Source organism: Plantactinospora mayteni (assembly GCF_016862935.1).
GTDB classification, from domain to species: Bacteria; Actinomycetota; Actinomycetes; order Mycobacteriales; family Micromonosporaceae; genus Plantactinospora; species Plantactinospora mayteni.
The window spans coordinates 68,587-87,280 of sequence record NZ_BONX01000036.1 but is presented as its reverse complement, the minus strand read 5'-3'; the positions used below and the strand labels follow the sequence as shown (position 1 = coordinate 87,280).

8 protein-coding genes are annotated in these 18,694 nt (G+C 71.6%); 4 read left to right on the top strand and 4 right to left on the bottom strand.

Translation table 11 applies throughout. From position 1 onward, the window contains the following. The first annotated feature begins 636 nt into the window (after window positions 1–636). From Pma05_RS26040 to Pma05_RS43555, 4 genes are all read left to right on the top strand, one after another. Window positions 637–3,936, top strand: a complete 3,300-nt coding sequence (locus Pma05_RS26040; RefSeq protein WP_203860109.1) for a S8 family peptidase — start codon at window positions 637–639, stop codon at window positions 3,934–3,936. Between the two features lie 536 nt (window positions 3,937–4,472). Next, window positions 4,473–4,937 carry a hypothetical protein gene (locus Pma05_RS42805; RefSeq protein WP_239313100.1) on the top strand — a complete coding sequence of 155 codons (465 nt, stop codon included), beginning with the start codon at window positions 4,473–4,475 and terminating at the stop codon, window positions 4,935–4,937. Further along, window positions 4,826–6,925, top strand: a complete 2,100-nt coding sequence (locus Pma05_RS26035) for an alpha-L-fucosidase (protein WP_239313097.1) — start codon at window positions 4,826–4,828, stop codon at window positions 6,923–6,925. The genes Pma05_RS42805 and Pma05_RS26035 overlap by 112 nt, the downstream gene beginning before the upstream one ends. Before the next feature lie 330 nt (window positions 6,926–7,255). Continuing rightward, window positions 7,256–10,204, top strand: a complete 2,949-nt coding sequence (locus Pma05_RS43555) for a glycosyl hydrolase (protein ID WP_203860107.1) — start codon at window positions 7,256–7,258, stop codon at window positions 10,202–10,204. A gap of 159 nt (window positions 10,205–10,363) precedes the next feature. Here Pma05_RS43555 and Pma05_RS26025 read toward each other — a convergent pair whose 3' ends face one another. From Pma05_RS26025 to Pma05_RS26010, 4 genes are read right to left on the bottom strand one after another with little or no spacing between them, the layout of a single operon-like run. Next, window positions 10,364–11,590 carry a TIGR02679 domain-containing protein gene (locus Pma05_RS26025; protein ID WP_203860106.1) on the bottom strand — a complete coding sequence of 409 codons (1,227 nt, stop codon included), beginning with the start codon at window positions 11,588–11,590 and terminating at the stop codon, window positions 10,364–10,366. Beyond that, a complete protein-coding gene (locus tag Pma05_RS26020; protein WP_203860105.1) occupies window positions 11,583–15,593 on the bottom strand; it encodes a TIGR02680 family protein in 4,011 nt (1,336 codons plus the stop codon). Before Pma05_RS26020 ends, Pma05_RS26025 begins: the two co-directional genes overlap by 8 nt. Before the next feature lie 13 nt (window positions 15,594–15,606). Then, window positions 15,607–16,917 carry a DUF2398 family protein gene (locus Pma05_RS26015; protein WP_239313094.1) on the bottom strand — a complete coding sequence of 437 codons (1,311 nt, stop codon included), beginning with the start codon at window positions 16,915–16,917 and terminating at the stop codon, window positions 15,607–15,609. Window positions 16,918–16,942: 25 nt separating this feature from the next. Then, window positions 16,943–18,454 (bottom strand): TIGR02677 family protein, encoded by a 1,512-nt coding sequence (locus Pma05_RS26010; RefSeq protein ID WP_203860288.1) that lies wholly within the window; start codon window positions 18,452–18,454, stop codon window positions 16,943–16,945. Between the last annotated feature and the right edge of the window lie 240 nt (window positions 18,455–18,694).

Below are 18,694 nucleotides of genomic sequence, written 5' to 3'. Positions count from 1 at the left end.
GATCTTGTGGTCACGGCCGTGGTCACACGGCGCCCCACACTACGCCTCGGCGACCAGTGTTGAAACGTCCGAAGAAATCGCCTCTGAACAGGGATTGTTACTGTTCCTCGGGCTGTCCGAGATGCCTAGGCCGGATTGTGGGGCGCAGAACCGTGTAGTACGGCGGTGCCGGCCCGTGTCGCTACGTACGGATCGGTCGCTGGGTTACCCGCTCGTCGCCTGTCCCCGAGAGGGGCATCCCCGGCGGGTGATAGCCGGGGCCCAACAGTCGCCGACAGCGCCGTCTCAATCGAGAACTGTCGGAGGTTGTTGAAAATCTTGGCCTCTGATCGACGCGGATTCCGTGTCTGCTGCGCTCGGCGCCCGCCGCGCGCGGATCGCAACCCCGGCCCCTGTGACTGGAGCATGTAGTCGGGCACGAGCTGCGCCCGGACCCCGCCGGGCGAGGATCGCAACTCCGCACGCCGCGTCGGTGACGGCTTGTCCTCGTCTCGCTGCCCCCGGACCCGACCATTCCGTCACATGATCCGGCATCAGGTTCCAACCTCCCGAGCGTGCCTGGCGTCTTCTACCCGGCAGCTCACCGGAGCCCATCGAAATCCGGTGTGCGTGGTGACGTCGAAGGAGGGAACGCGAGTGGAATTGCGGAGCTGGTTGGTGGCCGTCACGCTCGCCGCCGTGGCCGTACCGGGGGCTGGTCCGCCTGGGGCAGCGGCGGCGCCGGCGAGCAGTCCGGCCGTGCCGGACCGGTGGGTGACGCTGGTCACGGGAGATCGGGTACTGGTCCGGCCCGGACCACCGCTCGACACGGTGCTCCAGGTGGCGCCCGCGAAGGGACGGGAGGAGATGGCGTTCCGCCAAATCCAGGAGTACGGCGACGTCTTCGTCATCCCCGGCGACGCGACGCCGTTGGTCGCCGCCGGTACGGTGGACCGCCGGCTCTTCAACGTCTCGAAGCTGATCGACTTCGGCTACGATGACAGGTCGCGCGGAGATCTGCCGCTGATTGTCACCTGGGCGAGTCGGCAGCAAAGCGCGGCGCGGAGCATGTTGAGCGCGATCGGAACCACCCTTACCCGGGAACTGCCCAGCGTGGACGGTGCGGCAACGCGGGCCGGCAAGGACCGGGCCGTCGAGTTCTGGCGCGGCGTACGTCCGGCGGCGGGTCGGGGGAGTCTGGCCGGCGGTGTGTCGTCGATCCGGCTCGACGGTCCGGTCCGGGCCACCCTCGACCACAGCGTGCCGCAGATCGGCGCGCCCGCGGCCTGGCAACGTGGCCACCGGGGTGGGGGAACGACGGTGGCGGTGCTGGACACCGGGATCGACCGCACCCACCCCGACCTCGCAGACGCGGTCACCGCCGAGCGGGACTTCACCGAGAGCGCCAGCGGACCGCACGACGTGCACGGCCATGGTACGCATGTCGCCGCCACCATCACCGGAAGCGGAGCCGCCTCGGCCGGACGGTACGCCGGGGTCGCCCCGGACGCGCGGCTGGTGAACGTAAAGGTGCTCGACGACGAGGGGTCCGGCCTCGACTCGTGGGTCCTCGAGGGCATGGAGTGGGCGGCCGGTACGGGCGCCAAAGTGGTCAACATGAGCCTCGGTGATCCCTGGCCCAGTGACGGCTCGGACCTGCTGTCCCATGCGGTGAACCGGCTGACTGCGCAGCGCGGCACACTCTTCGTGGTCTCCGCCGGCAACTCCGGCCCGGACGACGGTTCGATCGGCAGCCCGGCCGCAGCCGACGCCGCGTTGACCGTCGGCGCGGTCACCGGTGAGGACGAGCTGGCGGACTTCTCCAGTCGGGGGCCACGGCTGGGGGACGCGGCGGTGAAACCCGACATCACCGCACCCGGCGTGGGGATCGTCGCGGCCCGCGCCGAGGGCTCGGAACTCGGTGAACCGGTTGGCGACGGGTACCAGCGACTTTCTGGTACGTCGATGGCGGCACCGCATGTGGCCGGAGCGGCAGCGATCCTGGCCGGGCAGCACCCGGACCTGACCGGACCGGAGCTCAAGGCGCTGCTGACGGGAAGCGCGACCCCGAACACCCGTTCCACGGTGTATCAACAAGGCTCCGGACGGGTAGACGTGGCCCGGGCCACCGGTCAGAGCATCTTCAGCCAGCCGGCGAGCGTCAACAACGGCATCGCCCGGTGGCCGCACCAGGACGACGTACCGACTGAGCGAACAGTCGAGTACCAGAACGTGACGGCGACGCCGGTGACCCTCGACCTGTCCCCGGAATTGCGTGACCCGACCGGGGCGGCGGCGCCCGCCGGGATGTTCACGGTCGAGCCGCGTCGGGTCACCGTACCGGCGGGCGGCGTCGCGTCGGTCAGCCTCACCACCGACACCAGGGTCGCCGCCCCGGACGGAGCCTACGACGGCGTGCTCATCGCGACCGGCTCCGATCAGACGGTGGTCCGGACGCCGGTCGGCGTGGTACGCGAGGTGGAGAGCTACGACGTGACCGTGACCATGCTGGACCGGCAGGGAAGACCGACGCCGGACAATTGGCTCCGGTTCGTGGACCTCGCAGCGCAGCGGGCCTGGATCCACCACGATCCGTCCGGGACCGTGGTGGCCCGGTTACCGAAGGGACGGCACTACTTCGAGGCCGATGTCGGGGCATATGACGGCGTCACACCGGGTGCCGAGATGCAGGCGGTCGAGCCGGAGGTGCTCGTTGACCGCGACACCCGCCTGACGGTGGATGCCCGGGACGGTCGACCGCACGGAAACACCGTGGAGCAGCCCACGGCCCGCCCGGTGAACACCGTCTTGTCGTTCCAACGGTTTACTCCGTGGGGTGACACCGGTGGCGGTGTGTTCGGCCGAGCGGAGCGGCTGGCGTTCATCTACCTGCGGCCCTCAGCCACGACGGCGCCACCGGATGAGTTCGTGTTTGAGTACGAGCAGACGCTCGCCAAACCGGACGGGTCTGGTGGCTTCTCGGGCAGTCCCTACCTCTACCACCTCCGGTGGGCGGTGCCGGGGCGGGTCCCGGCTGACCTGGTCCGGCACACCCGCGACCGGGACTTGGCGGTCGTCCGCAGCACGTTCGCGGCGAGCGGGCCGGGTGAGCAGGTGATGAAGGACAGTGACCGGGTTCGGCTGGCGACTCCCGCCACCCTCACCGAGTACTACACCCCGGACGTGCCCTGGCCCGCCACTGTTTTCCGCGCCGGGCCCAATGCCGAGGGCGTCCTCTCGCACAAGCCACGGACCTACCAGCGTGGTGGGGCGCCGCTGGCCGAGCGCTGGAACGTTGGCGTCTTCGGACCGGCGTTCCCGCCCCGGCCGGCGGCGGAGGACCGCTTCGTCTTCCGGTTCGGCGACACGATCGGAGCGAACATCCCGCTCTTCACCGACCAGGGGATCGATCACGCGGGTTCGTCGTCGACGGACTCCGGCGGTACGCGCCTCTACCGCAACGGCGAGCTGATCGGGACGACCGAGGATGTTGGTTACGGGTACTTCGACGTACCGGGCGATGCGGCGACGTACCGGCTGGAAGCCCGGGGTGAGCGGCCCGGCGAGACGTTGTCCACCCGAGTCAGCTCGGCCTGGACGTTCCGCTCCGGTCACGTCCTCGGCGAAGGGGATCAGCCCCTCCCGGTGCTGGCGGTGCGGTTCGCGCCGGCGCTGAACGACCACAATCGGGCACCTGCCGGGCGAGACTTCGCGTTCCCGGTCTACGTCCAGGCGCAGCCGGGCCCGGCGTACGGGAAGCTGCGGGCGCTCACCGTCGAGGTCTCGTACGACGACGGGGCGACCTGGCGGCCGGTGAAGCTTCATGGCGAGGGTTACGAACGGACGGCGTACTTGCGGCATCCATCCGGCTCCGGGTTCGCCTCGTTGCGGGCCAGCGCCACGGACACCCTGGGTAACACGGTGGAGCAGACGATCATCCGTAGCTACGCCTACTGACTGAACCGGGTCGGCGTATGCCGGGCGGCGGGAGCCGCCGCCCGGCATCGTGCCGAGGCGTTCGCACCAGCGGAGCCCTCGGGGGCGCGAGTTGTGCCGAATCCGAAAGGTGCGGGTCTGTCAAGCAACGGCTCATGCGCAGAACCGGTGATAGGTGATCCTCGATGGCGTTTCGTACTGCGGCAAACCCGGCCGTAGTGGCGCTTGCCGGAAGCAGCACCATAGAGAAGACGGGAGGTACGCGCGCCCGGGGCGTCCGGACACCGTACCGGCTCCGGGTTGAGCCGATACTGATTCCAACCGGCCTGCTCGAGATGGCGACCGTGGTTCCGCACCGGCTCTCTGGTGACGGCTGGTAGGCACCCGGTCCCAGAATAGACATCCGATGTATCCGTCCGCTCTCGCGTGTCTCCGGCGGGGTCGGACAGCGCTGCGACCCGTCATCGTGGACAGGGTCACCCGGGCGCTCGCCTATTGGAAATCGCGGAACCGCGTGTTTTGATCGGATGTCTATCGGCGCTCGACGAGGAGAACTGATGATGGGTAGACCGCTCGGTGCCCTGCTCACCCTGCTGCTGGCGGTGAGCACGCTCGCCGTGCCCGGCACCGCCACCGCCGGACAGCGGCAGCCCAGAGGCATCCCCGGCGCCGTCGAACTCAGCGCCGATCCCGACCTCGCCGCCTGGCAGCGGCTCCAGTACGGAATGTTCATCCACTGGGGCATCTACTCCGAACTCGGCGGGGTCTGGCAAGACCAGCCGGTGACCAGCGGCTACAGCGAGCAGATCCAGATGTGGGCGAACATCTCCGAGGCCGACTACCGCGACGTGGCGCACCGGTGGACGCGTTCGACCCGGCCGCGATCTGCGGCCTCGCGAAGCGCGCCGGCATGCGGTACGTCATCATCACCAGCAAGCACCACGACGGCTTCTCGATGTTCGACACCGCCACCACCGACTACGACATCGTCGACGCCACGCCGTACGGGCGGGACCCGCTGAAGCTCCTCGCCGACGAGTGTCGCCGCCAGGGCCTCGGCTTCGGCTTCTACTTCTCCCTCGTGGACTGGCACCAGGGTCACGAGTTCGACGGCGGCAACAACAACCCGATCCCGCCGTCGATGGAACCGGTGATCGAGGCGCAGATCCGCGAGCTGATGTCCCAGTACGGCGAGATCTCCGAGGTCTGGTTCGACATGTCCTCGCCGACGGTGGCGCAGAGCGAGCGGTTCGCCGGCATCGTCCGCGGGTTGCAGCCGCACGCCGCCATCAACAGCCGCGTCTGGAACAACGTCGGCGACTTCCGCACCCTCGGCGACAACGAGATCCCGTCCGTCCCGCTCGACGGCACGTGGCAGACGCCGGCGTCGATCTACCACGAGACCTGGGGCTACCGCAGCTGGCAGCAACGCGACGACCTGCCGGGAAAGATCCGCGACCTGGTCGTCGGCCTGACCGGCGTCCGCGCCCGCGGCGGCAACTACCTGCTCAACATCGGCCCGCGCGGCGACGGCTCGATGGTCGAGTTCGAGGCCGACGTGCTGCGCGGCATCGGCGACTGGCTCGCGCGCCACCCCGGCGCGGTGCTCGGCGCGTCCGCCACCAGGTTCGGCGGGCAGCCCTGGGGCGAGGTCACCGTCAACGGCTCGAACCTGTACCTGCACGTCACCGACTGGCCGCAGTCCGGGGAGCTGCGCCTGCCCGGCCTCGCCACCCGGGTGCGCGGTGTCGTCGAGGACGGCGCGGGCGCGCTCGACTGGCGCATGGACGGTGACGACCTCGTGGTGTCGCTTCCCGACCGGCCGCACGACCAGATCCTTCCGGTGCTGCGGGTGGCGCTCGCCGGCGAGCTGCGGATCATCCCGCCGAACACGGTCGACGCGCGGGGCGCCTGGCTGCTGACCGACGTCGAGCGGGGTTACAGCCACACCGACACCGGCAGCTACGGCAGCACCCGCCGCACCACCGTACGGCACACCGCGTACCTGGTGACCGACCGCGCGGAGCGGGTCTCGGTGACCGTACGCGGCACCGCCGACCCGGACGCCCGCTACCGGGTCGCCGTCGGCGGCCAGGCACGGGTGGTCACCGGTGCCGCGCTGACCGGTGGCGCCGTCGGCCCGTTCACCGTCCGCCCGAACCAGGTCACGCCGGTGACGATCACCCTGGCCGCACCCACCCACCAGGGCCAGGATCTCGGCCTGACCGTCGACACGACACTGGTCGCCGCCACCGACCGGCTGGTCGGCTGGCTGGACGCCCCGACGCACCTGGAGACCGGGGCCACGACCGAGATCCCGGTGCTCGTGACGAACCCGCGCCGCGAGGCGGCGAGCGGCTCGGTGGCGCTCCGCGTGCCGAACGGCTGGACCACGGGCGAGCCGGTCTCGTTCACCGATCTCGCACCGGGCCGGACGGTCGAGGCGCGCATTCCGGTGACCGTGCCGGCGGACGCCGAACCCGGGCCCGCGTCGCTCGCCGTCGACCTGTCAGCCGGTGGCCGACACCTCGAACTGGCCGGGCAGGTCGCGGTCGTGCTGCCCAACGTCGCCGTCGGCAGGCCCGCCACCCAGGTCAGCACCGCCTGGGGCGGGGTGCCGGGCCGGGCCGTGGACGGCAACACCGCCGGCGACTACCTGGTGGACAACTCGGCCTCGCACACGGCCGAGCCGTCGTACCAGGCGTGGTGGCAGGTCGACCTGACCCAGCGGTACCAGGTGGACGCCGTCGAGATCTGGAACCGCACCGACTGCTGCACCGAACGGCTCTCGGACTACTGGGTCATCGTGTCGCCCGAACCGATCACCACGAACTCGCTGGCCGAGGCGCTTGCCACCCCCGGCGCGACCGCCGTTCACCTGCCGGAGGCGGCCGGCCGCCCCACCCTGGTCGACGTCGACGGCGCCACCGGGCGGTACGTCCGGGTGCAGCTCAAGTCGACGAGCGACCCCCTCACCCTCACCGAGGTGGTGGTACGCGCCCGGCAGTAGGTCCGCGTCGCGCGGAACCGGGTCTTCGACGGCGTCCGGTCGGCGGGATCACCAAAACCCGGCGCGTTTATCCGGATCTGAAGAACACCTGCTCCGCTCACCGATCCACCCTCTCCTGGGCGGCTCCAACCCCTGCTCGCGGGCGGGGAGTGGCCGGCGGCTTTTAGCCGATAGCGCGGCCCGCCGTCAATGTGTCCCGGGTTCGCCGCGTGGTAATCGAACCCGGCTGTCCATATTGACAGAGCTCCGTGGATTTGATGGCCTTTCCGCAACATCCCAGCAACAGCTGGGAAATCATTCCCCACCGTGCCGTCCCCGCCCGGAGGCATCATGAACCGTCCCGATCGACCAGGGCGCCGCCTGGTCGCGCTCGTCGCCGCGGCCGCGGCCGCCGTCGTCACCGCCGCCGTCGCGCTCGCCGTGCCGTCCGCTGCCGGCGCCGACCCGCTCGGCGCCGGCAGCTACACCACCGTCCGCCCGGCAGGCGCCGCTGCCCCGTCCGGCTGCGCCGACATCTCGACCAACCCCCGGCGGTACGTCACCGCCAACGCACCGGCCGGCGCGGTGCCGACCAACGACTGGTGGTCGTCGCTGCTGTTCAAGCGCTCGGACTGCGCGTACTCCATGCCTCTGCAGGCCCACCCGATGGCCTTCGACCCGGCGGCCGGCGGGCTCGGCGTCTCGTACACCACCACCGCCACCGTCTCCGGTACGCCCACCACGGTCGGCGAGTACCACTACCCGTACAGCACCGAGTTCACCCTCGGGGTGACCGGGCTCAACTCCCCGGACGTCAAGGTGGACGGCTGGACCGACTGGACCGTGTCGCCCTACTGGTCGGACGGGACGCGGACGCTGCGGGCCACCATCGGGCACGGTCTGCCCTTCGTCCACGCCCAGGTGACCGGCGGCAACGCCCAGCTCAGCTTCGGCGGGGCGCCCGAGGTCTGGAGCAACAGCGGCACCCGGGTCGGATTCACCGTACGCGGGCACGACTACGTCGCGTACGGCCCGGCAGGGGCGACCTGGTCGGTCGCCGGTACGGCGATCACCTCGACGCTGGCCGGCCGGGGGTACTTCTCGGTCGCAGTGCTGCCGACCACCCCGAGCACCCCGGCCGCCGACCGTGCCGCCCTGGCCGACAGCTACGGCCGGTACGCCCACGCACACGTCACCGGGACCCAGGTCGACTGGCGCTTCGACCAGGCGACCAGCACGGTGCACGCGACCTACACGCTGACCACCACCGCCCGGGAGGGCGCCGAGCGCAACACCGTCGTCGCGCTCTACCCGCACCAGTGGAAGAACCTCGCCGGCGGTGCCCCGATCCCGCAGACGTACGTCTCGCCGCGCGGCGCCATGCGTACCCTGGTCGGGGTCGGCTCGTTCGGCACCGCGATCCGCTACCACGGCGTGCTGCCGGAGCTGCCCGCCGTCGCCACCTCCAGCGGCGCCGACCTGGCCACCCTCGGCGGCTACCTGGACCAGGTGGCGACCGGTGACCCGCTGGCCGGCTTCGGCAACGACACCTACTGGACCGGCAAGGGGTTGGGCCGGGCCGCCCGACTCGCCGAGATCGCCGACCAACTCGGTCGGACCGCCCAGCGGGACCTGCTGCTGGGCGCGATCCGGACCCGGCTGACCGACTGGTTCACCGCCTCGCCCGGCGAGACCGGGCGGCTGTTCCACTACGACCGGGCCTGGGGCACCCTGGTCGGCTACCCGGCGTCGTACGGGTCGGACCAGGAACTCAACGACCACCACTTCCACTACGGGTACTACATCGCCGCCGCGGCCACCCTGGCCAAGTTCGATCCCGGCTGGGCCGCCGCGGACGGGTACGGCGGCATGGTCAACCTGTTGATCCGGGACGCCAACGGCGTCGACCGCGCCGACCCGATGTTCCCGTTCCTGCGGGACTTCGACATCTACGCCGGGCACGACTGGGCCTCCGGGCACGGCTCGTTCGACGCCGGTAACAACCAGGAGTCCTCGTCGGAGGGGATGAACTTCGCCAGCGCGCTGATCCAGTGGGGGCTGGCCACCGGCAACACCGCCGTACGGGACGCCGGCCTGTTCATCTACACCACCCAGGCCCAGGCCATCCAGGAGTACTGGTTCGACTCGGCCAACCAGAACTACCCGGCCGCCTTCGGCCACAGCACCGTCGGCATGGTCTGGGGCGACGGCGGGGCGTACGCCACCTGGTTCAGCGGCGAACCGGAGATGATCCAGGGCATCAACATGCTGCCGATCACCGGTGGCTCGCTCTACCTCGGCTACCGTCCGGACTACGTGACGACGAACTGGAACGAGCTGGTCACCAACAACGGCGGGCCGCCGACCGTCTGGTCGGACGTGCTCTGGTCGTTCCAGGCGTTGGCCAGCCCGGACACCGCGCTGGCCAGCTTCCGGGCCAATCCGGGGTATCCGCCGGAGGAGGGCGAGAGCCGGGCACACACCTTCCACTGGCTCCGCAACCTCGCCGCGCTCGGCCAGGTCGATACCACCGTCACCGCCAACACCCCGCTCTACGCGGTCTTCAACCGGGGCGGGGCGCGCACCTACGTGGCGTCGAACATCACCAGCAGTCCGATCACGGTGACCTTCTCCGACGGCCGGACCCTGACCGTGCCGGCCGGTCGTACCGCCACCACCGGGGTACACACCTGGAGCGGCGGGAACGCCAGCGGGGGAACGCCGAACCCCACCCCGACGCCGACGGCGAGCCCGACAGCCACACCGACGGCGAGCCCGACTCCGACCGTCCCGCCGGTCACCAACAACCGGCTCCACGTCCGCTCCGGCGGCGCACTGGCCGGCACGGCGGGCCCCGGAGCGACCACGGTCGCCATCCCCGCCGCGGCCGGCAACCATGACGGTACCCCGAACAACCCGGTCACCCACCGCCTCTGCGGGCTGACCGGGACCTACCAGGGCGGCGGGGCGACGAGCTTCGCCCTGCACGTCGACGCGGGGACCGCCGTCGGGGCCGGGGTGCAGGCCCGGATCTCGTACGACTTCACCGGCTCGGGCAGCTACGGCCGAACCGAGACGTACGCCTACTTCGCCACCGACCCGATCCCCGGCACCGAGACGTACACCCAGGCCACCGGGGTACGCGCCACGTCGGGCGGCTTCGCCGCGATGAGCGGCGGCTGCGTACGGCTGGAGGTCTGGAACGCGATCGGCTCGACACCGACCACGCTCCGGGTCGACGCGACCGCCGCACAGGGTGCCCAGTCGACCGTCACCATCCCGTTCACCCTCTCCGGTTGACTGTATGAGTGAACCTTTTTCAACCTGAACCGCGCGGCGCTCACACGCCGCGTCCGACCTTGCGGTCCGACGAACCGCAAGGGGAGGTTGAAAAAGGTTCAGGGGAGAGCGGGCTTGCCGGACAGGTCTGCGGTCGCGAGCCTCACCTCGCCTCGCGGATCAGCGAGGCGGTCGCCCGAGACCGTCGTGCCGGCGCGGCGGCACGGCCCCTGCGGCGGCCGTGAGGTCCGTCAGCAGCGTGTCGAGCAGTCGCTCCTCCATGACCGCTCGCCCGATTCGGCTCATCAGCGTTCCCAGCCCCAGGTCCCAGGGCGTTTCGGCCGGAGCCCCGCTCAGCGAAACGCCCTGGCCGTCGGCCCGCGCGTAATCCTCGGCGCCCATCCGCCAGGGCACGGCCTGCGCGTATCGCCTCAGCGCCGCCCCGGTCATCCGCACGCCGGTCCAGTCGAAGTCGTTGCGCCATCGGATCACCACCTCGGGCCGTACCGCCTTCAGCAGTTCGTGCACCGCCGCGGACGGGACCCCCTCGGTGCAGACGATCGCTTGAGTCCGCCGGCCGGCGGCGGCTCGCAGTACGGCAGGGTTCTCGCACACGAAGATCTCGGTGGCCTCGACGGTCAGCGGAGCCAGCCGTAGCTGCTGCAGCGTAGCCCGAAACGGCACGTGCGCCAGGGCGGCCTCGGTGAGCCAGGGGCCGACAATCCCGCCGGCGGCCGGCAGGTTCAGCACGAGCACCTGGCTGGCCAGGTCGTCCGGAACGACCCCGGCCAGCTCCCACAGCTCTCGCTCCTGCTCGGCTCCCGACGGCGCGGGCAGTCCGTGCCAGGCCGCGAGTGCCCGCAGTACCAACCCGCGGACGGGTCCTTCGGTGAGCCCCTTGGTGTCGTCGAGTATCCGTTCGGCGAGCACCGGCAGCGGGATGTCGGTGGCCGGCAGCGCGTCCAGCACGGCGACCACGTCGGGGAACGGAAGGCCGCCACGCACGACACGGGTCAGTGTGCCGTCGCGGCGCAGACCGTCGAGCCACCGCTCGTACCAGTACGAACCGGCGTGCCTGCTCTCGGCGGCCAGCGCGAGCACGGCGTCGCGTCCCAGCGCTTCGCGCTTGCGCTCCTCGGGCCGGTCGCGTACCGGTCCGAGCGTCTCGGCCAGCCCTTTCCCGTGCGCGGCGCGCAGGTGCGCATCCACCTCGGCGAGGCGTACCGTGACCCGCCCCACCCCGGCGGGCCGGTGCACGCCGGTGAGCCCGATGATCACGAGCCGCTCGTCGTCGTCCGGTGCGGAGAGCGACACCGTACCCGCAAGGCTGCCGCCCGTGCGTTCCAAGCTGCGACGGGCCGCCACGAGCAGCCGCCGCCAGCCCGGTTCGGTGAGCGGGTCACTCACCGATCGGCGCCCGGCGGGTCTCCGGCGAGCCCAGTGCTCGTGCCAGGCTACCGTCGAGGTCGGCGACGTTCATCTTGCCGTCCCAGACCAGCAGCACCGTCGACACGGCATGGTCCACGGTGGAGTGCGACAGGTCGTAATGAGCGGCCCCGGTTACCGCAGGGTGAGTGGCCCACAGGTCGTAGCCGGTCATGAACAGGTCGAGATCGAACTGCTTGGCCAGCGACATCAACTCGCCGCGGCCGTTCTCGTCGACGCCGGCGAATGCCTCGTCCAGGCCGAGCAGGCGGGGCGCGTCCGGGCGGGCGGAGTCGAACAGGGCGTTCGCGGCGGCGAACAGCGGCAGGTGCAGCGATACCGATTGTTCGCCGCCAGAGAGCTGACTGTGCCGGGACCTGGTCAGCGCTTCGCTGCTCCCGCCGGGCCGGTGCAGAGTGAACGCGAATGTCCGCCACTGGCGGTAGTCGAGGATCTCGGCGAGCAAGTCCCGGTACGGCTTCTCCGGTGCCTGGGCGCGGGCCGTCTTGATCCGGCTGGCGAAGTGCCGGCGCATCTGGGCGAGCTGGGCGGGGCCGAGGCGGGCGGGGTCGCGTTCGAGTAGCCGGCAGACCTCGCGCTGTTCCGGGTCGAGGTCGTCGGCGAGCCGCCAGCCGACGCCGACGGTGAGTCCGGAGGACATGCGCCGGGCGCGCATCTGGGCGTCCATCGCCGCGACCAGGTCGCGGGCCTCGATCGTACGCCGGTGGATCTGACCGGCAAGCTGTCCGAGGAGGGCGTCTTCGAAGACCCGTTGCTCGGCCTCGGTCAGCAGATGTTCCTGGTCGCGGCGTTCGGCGGCGATGTGATGCGCGAAGTGTGCGACGGGCGTGAGTCCCTGCTCGTCTGCGACCCGCACCACCACGACGCCTTCGTCGGTGTCCCACTCCGGCCGGTGGTCGAGCCCTGCGGCGGGCAACTGGGCCTGCAACTCGGTGAGCGCGCCGCTGAGCCTGGTCGCGCTCTGCTTGAGCGACGTCTCGGTCGGGCTGAGATCACGAGTGGCGCCGAGGATCGCCTCGTGCAGCGCCACGACCTTCGGGTCCACGTCGTCACCGGTAGCTTCGGTCACCGGCCAGGGAAGCTCGACCGGGCACCGCATCAGGCCGAGCAGATCCGGCTGGGCGTACGGGCGCAGCCGCAGCGACTCGCGCCGGGCCTCGGCGATCGCGTCGGCGATCGCCTGCTCGCCGAGCCGAACGCGTTCACCGGCCGCGGCGAGGCTCTCCCTGGCCGTGCTGTGCGCGTCACGGGTGACGATCAGGCTGTTCTCCGCCTCCTCGATGGCCACCTCGGTTTCGTTCACCTCGGCCAGCACGCGCGTCGCCTCGGCGCCGATCGAGGCCGAGAGCGTCCGCAGCTCCTCATCCTTCTCCACGTGGCGGCGAGTGGCCTCCCGGGCGGCTTGCTCGGCCTCGGTCAGGCGCCCGTCCGCCTCGGCCCGGCGTTCGGCGGCCTGCTCGGCGAGCCCGACGGTTCTCGCTGCCGTCTCGTACGCGTGCCCCAGCTCGACGCCGAGCAGGGAAAACCGGTCGAGCGAGGCCGCTGTGGCGTCGAGGCGCTCGACCGGTAAGCCGCGTTCGGCGACAGCCCGGCGCAGCGCGACAGCGGCCGCCGCCTGCTCCGCGACGGCGGCGTCCAGTCGGTTCGCCGCGTCGAGGGCGGCCTCCCGGCGTACGCGAAGCTCCGTCGCGGCCCGGTCCAGCGCACGCTCGGCGTCGCCGACGGCCCTCCTCGGCGGTAACGCCGCACCGGCCGCACCCGCCGCGGTGAGCAGCGCCTCCCGCGCCCGGCGCCGTTCCGTCACCCGCTCCGACTCCACGCGCAGATCGGCGAGCCGCCGTTCGCAGTCTGCGACGCGGATTGCGCGCCGGGCGGCCCGGGCTGTGGCGCCGATGTACTCGCAGCGGTCCTTGGCGAACCGGCCGGTGCCGGCGCCCTGCGCCCACCGGCCGGAGGCGTCGACGCCGGCTGGACCGCCGAGGTCGCCCAGGGCGATGCCGGCCAGCACGGCCGAGATCCGTCCGGCGGGCACGAACTCCTGGTCCTCCGGGACCAGCACATCGGCCAACGCCCGCCCCGCCACGCGTGGCCCGGCGCGCAGGAAGGCGTCCTGCTCGCCGCCGTCGTCGCCGTCCGGGTGGATCCAGGCGTCGAGCAGCCCGGCGGCGTGCAGCGCGGCCTCGATCCCGGCGGCCTCGGCACCGGGCGTGTCGTCGGCGAACCGGACGAGCCGCCACAGCGGTGCGCCGGGCCGGCCCTCGCGCGGCGCCGGCCGGGTGGGCGACAGCGGTGGGGCGTCGTCGTGCTCGGCCGCGATGGCGTCGCGATCGGCGGTCAGGGCTTCGCGGTCAGCGGTCAGCGTCTCCTCGCGCGTGCGCAGCGACGCGACCTCGTCGCGGACGGCGGCAAGCGGGGTGGCGACCTGTTCGTGGTAGAGGTCGCGCAGGGACGGAGCCGCCGGCTGCCCGGCGAGCAGTTCAGCCAGACTGGGCCGGTTCAACTCGGCGAGCAGGCCGGCGTGGTCGGCGCCCCAACGGCGTACCGAGGCGGCGGTCTGCTCCTTCGCCTCGTCCAAGGCGATACCAGCACGTTCCTCGGCCGCGACCGCGTTGTCAGCGGCGGCCCGAGCCTGCCGATCCGTCTCGGCCGCGCGTGCGTGGTCCCGTTCCGCCTCGGCGAGCCGGCCGCGCAACGCCCGCACGTCGGCGACGTCGGCGCGGCGTGCCTCGACCCGAGCGGAGACCCGGACTCCGAGCCCGTCGGCGGTCGCGTCGGCAGGCCGCCACTCGACGCCCGCGACCGCCGCCTCGGCGGCGAGGTCGGTGGCCGTCCGAGCCGCCCGCGCCTGTGCGTCCTGCGCGGCTGTCACGGCCTGACGCCACTCGGCCTCCCGCCTGCCCGCGGTGCCCTGCTCGGCGGCGACTCTCTCGTTCGCCCGCCGCTCGGCGGCTGCGAGATCCTGCACATGCCGGTCGAGGTCGGCCAGCTGCTCGTGGGAGTGGTAGGCCGCCGAACTCTTGAGACGCTCCAGGTGTGCGCGCAGCCGTCCCGGTTCCCCCTCGACCGCGCGCAGCCGTGCCTCGGCCTCGGCTGCGGCCCGTGTCGCCTCGGCCGCGGCGTCCCGCGCGTCGGCCAGCGCGGCGCGGCGATCGTCGACCGCGGCCCGGCGCACGCTGAGCGCCTCGGCGGCGGCCCGGGCATGGGTACGCAGGTAGGTGGCATACACGGTGAGAAACGACGTGGTGGCCTGATCCGCGACGACGAGCCCCTCCAGGGTACGGGCCACCGTCTCCATGTCGTCGAATGAACGCGCCGCCTCGACGAGTAGATGATCCTCCACCGGGCGCAGACCGCGTTGCAGCGTGCGGGACAGCTCGACCGGATTGAGATCCTTGGCCAGCTGCGGCTTACGCAGGTTGAGTACCAGGTCGAGCAACTGCTCGTAGCGGGCGGCACCGAGCCCGAACAGACGCGCGTCAACCAGGTGCCGGTACTCCTCGACCGAGTCGCGGACCGCGTCCGCGCCGAGCCGCTCGATCAGTTCGCGCCGCGACACCGGCCGGTCGTCGGCGTCCAGCAGCGACAGGTCCACCCCGACCCGCCCGTCGGCCACGAAGTGCCAGCGCGTGACCCGATCGTTGTGCTTGTGCGCCCGCAGCCCGATGCCGATGGTCACCCACGAGCTGCCGTCGCCGAACTCCATCCACACGTACGCGTGCGACAGCTCCTGCCCTCGGTAGAGGATATTGGACTTCATCGTCCGGTCCTCACCGGCGAACGGGTTGAGCCTGCGCGGCTCGATGCGTCCGTCCAGCACGAATGGAAAGAGCACCTCCAGCGCCTTGGTCTTGCCCGAGCCGTTCGGGCCACGCAGCACCAGCCACCCATCGACGAACAGGAACTCTTCGTCCCGGTAGTCCCAGAGGTTGATGATGCCCGCGCGGGTGGGTACGAAGCGTGCCAAGAGCGATCCCTTATCAGAAGAGTGTGCGTTGCCGGACCTGGGCGACGGTGTTGCGGTACCGCCCGATCAGCGGCCGGGCCAGCACGCCGCCGGGCACCGGGACGACCGCGCCGAACCGGGCGAGCAAGGAAACCGCCTCGGCGCGCAGGCGGTCCGGATCGGCGTGCCAGGTGGCGCCGAAAGCGGACCCGTAGGACCGCAGGATCTCGCCGGTCGCCTCGCGCAGGAAGCTGTCCGTGATCAGCGGCATCCTCCGCTCTCCGGAATGCTCGTCCGGCTCGTCCGCCTCGACGGGGGCAGGTGGTGGGTCCGCGAGCACGGCCCGGCTCTCGGGCAGGCCGGTGTCGGCGGCGGCGGTCAGCGCGGCCTGCCGGTCGTTCGGGTGCGGCGCCGGCACGCGCCGGGCGCGGCGGCCGTCCGGGTCGGACACCCGATCGCCGATTGCCACCGCGAGCAGCACGGCGGCCTGTGCCACCGAGCCGGTGCCGGGGAACCGCTCCGCCGACCAGCCCACGGTGTCGACCAGCAGGACTCCTTCGGCGCGGCGCTCCAGCCGGAGACCGGTCAACCGGTGCAGGTCCTCCGCGAGGGCCTGCCCGCGCAGGTGGTTACCGATCTCGGCGGGCACGTCGTCGTAGTACACGACCGACCGCTCCACCGCGGCCCGCCGCGCGGCCTGCGCCGCCGCTCGGCGCTCGGCGTTGCCGCTGTTGCTGAGCGACCGCTCCAGCAAGGCGGCCACCGAATCGATGTGTTGCAGCACGCGCGGCGGCCGGAAGAGGGCGAACACGGCGTCGCGGGCCACGTCGTACAGCGCCTCTCCGGCGTTGGGGTCCCTGGCCCAGGTGGCGCTGGAACCGTCCGCCACCCGCAGCACGCCGCGCTCCTCGAGCCAGGCCACCGCATCCACGAAGGCCCGCCGGTCCGTTCCCTGATCCGCGTCGAGTCCCAGGGCGGGGATCCGGTTCGCGTCGCCGGCGACCTGGTCGGCCAGCTCGGTAAGACTGATCTGGATGCCCGCGCGACCCAACGTCGCCAAACAGAGCGCGAGGTACGCGTACCTTTGTCGGTCGAATGGGCGGCCCGTCCTCGAAATCGCCGGACAGTCCGGGTTCAGCGCGTCGGCCGTGCGCACCAGGCGGGCGGCGGTGCCATGCAGCTCCAGCCGGTAACCGAACGCCTCGGACAGGTCGCGGCGCAGGTCGGCGGCGAACCGGCGGACCCGCGGCAAGGCCCTCTCGTCCGGCCAGATCGCCGTCACCAGAGGATGGCGCAGCAGCAGGCGTACGGCCCGCTGATAATCGGCCAGCTCCAAGTCGGACACGTCGGCGGCGAACCTCACGTGGCCATCATCCGCTCCGGCTTTCCGGCCGCGCGCTGGTGTGCTCGGCCGTGGTCAGGGTGAGCGCGTACCCGTCGAGGTGGAGCCGGCCCCCAGTGGTGACCACCGTGGTGAACTGGCCGGATGCCGGGACGAGCGTGAGCCGGATCCCGAACGCAGCCGCAGCCAGCGGCGTGTCGAGACGGCCGGCCGCGCGTGCACTGAGCGCGAGGTCCAGCAGCCGACGCAACGCGCCGGCCTGTGCCTCGTCGAGCGGCACTGCCGTCCCGCCACCAAACGCTGTCACCAGGCCGGACGCTGCGCTGGCCTGACGGTGTTCCTCGGCGATCTGACGCTCGCGCAGTATCTGTCGCGACGAGTCGGCACGCTCGATGCGCGCCGGCCGGCCGTTGCCCTGGCCGGGCATGCGGCCGGACTGCACGAGGGTGCGCGACAGCTCCACGGCCGGGGCCTCCCACCAGGAGAGCCGGCTCGGAATCGCCTCCTGGTCCGGGTATCCCACGCTTACGTGCCGGGGGGCACCCAGCCCGAACACGAGGTCGAAGACGGCGTGGGCCGCCTCGTCGGAGCCGATACCGGTGAACCAGGCCGCCAGGTGCCGCAGCTGTGATTCCCGACTGACACCGCCGCGTCTCGCCTCGGTTACCCTGCGCAGCAGCGCCAGCACGTCCCCGATCGCCGCCATCGTCGCACCGGCCAGCCGATCGGCCTCGCTGAGGGCGTCGGGCTCGGGCGGCGCCAGCCACGACCGCAGGCCGGACCACCTGCGCTGCCAGTCGGCGATCCGCTCCGAAGGCGTGGCGAACAGGCGCTCGTCGGCTTCTGCGGCCGCCTCGACCATCCGCTCCAGACCGGTCGTCTCCACCTCGGCGACTGCCTCGCGCAGCCGCGGAGTGTAGCGCTGCAATTCGTCGTGGAAGTCCCGCAAGTGGGCCAGCAACGCGTCCTTGTGCGCCAGGAAGACCTCTGGGCGCACGTCGTGGGTACGACTCAAGTCGCCGAGCATGTGGTAGAAGCGTGCGGCCCGCTCGGCAACGTCGGCGAGCGCGCGGTCGAGCCGGTTGAGCTTGCGGTAGACCTCCTCGGCGTCCCCGGCCGCGTTCGCGGTGGCCAGCGCCTTCAGGTCGGCGAGCAGGTCGGCGAAGACCAGCCGGGACAGTGTGCTGTCGTCCAAGCCGGCGGCGAGCACGCCCTCCACGGCACGATGGGCGCGATAGCCTGCCTCGGTGAACTGGTAGACCGAGTGGCGGTTGCGGTATTCGGCGAGCGTCGCGGCGCGGGCGCCGTCCTGGCTGCGGTCGAGCACACCCCAGTCGACCAGGGCGTCCAGCAGGCGCGGCAGCTCCAGCGTCGCAGGTTCGGGACAGTCCGGGTGGGTGGCGGCCAACCCCGCGAGCGTAGCCGCCACGTCGGAGGTGTGCAGGACGACGTGGTAGCTGGAGCGCGCGGCGTCGAAGGCACGCAGCACCCACAGGTACGCGGTCCGGTTGTCTGCGGTCACGTATCCGAACAGTCGCATCCGGTCGTCGAGCCCGAAGTCATCGAGACCGAACGATGCTGGACCGGAGTTCGGCACGCCAACCCTCCTCACGACGGTCCGGTCAAGGTTACCGGGGTCTGGGAGAGACGGCCGGACGTGGTGTGCGCCCCGCCGGTCGCACCCGACTGGTCGGCTGCCAAAGGCGACGCCCTGTCGGGCAACCGGGCAAGTCGATGAGGCCCGGGGAAGGAATCGATCTTCTCAGCGGCGTCGAACGCG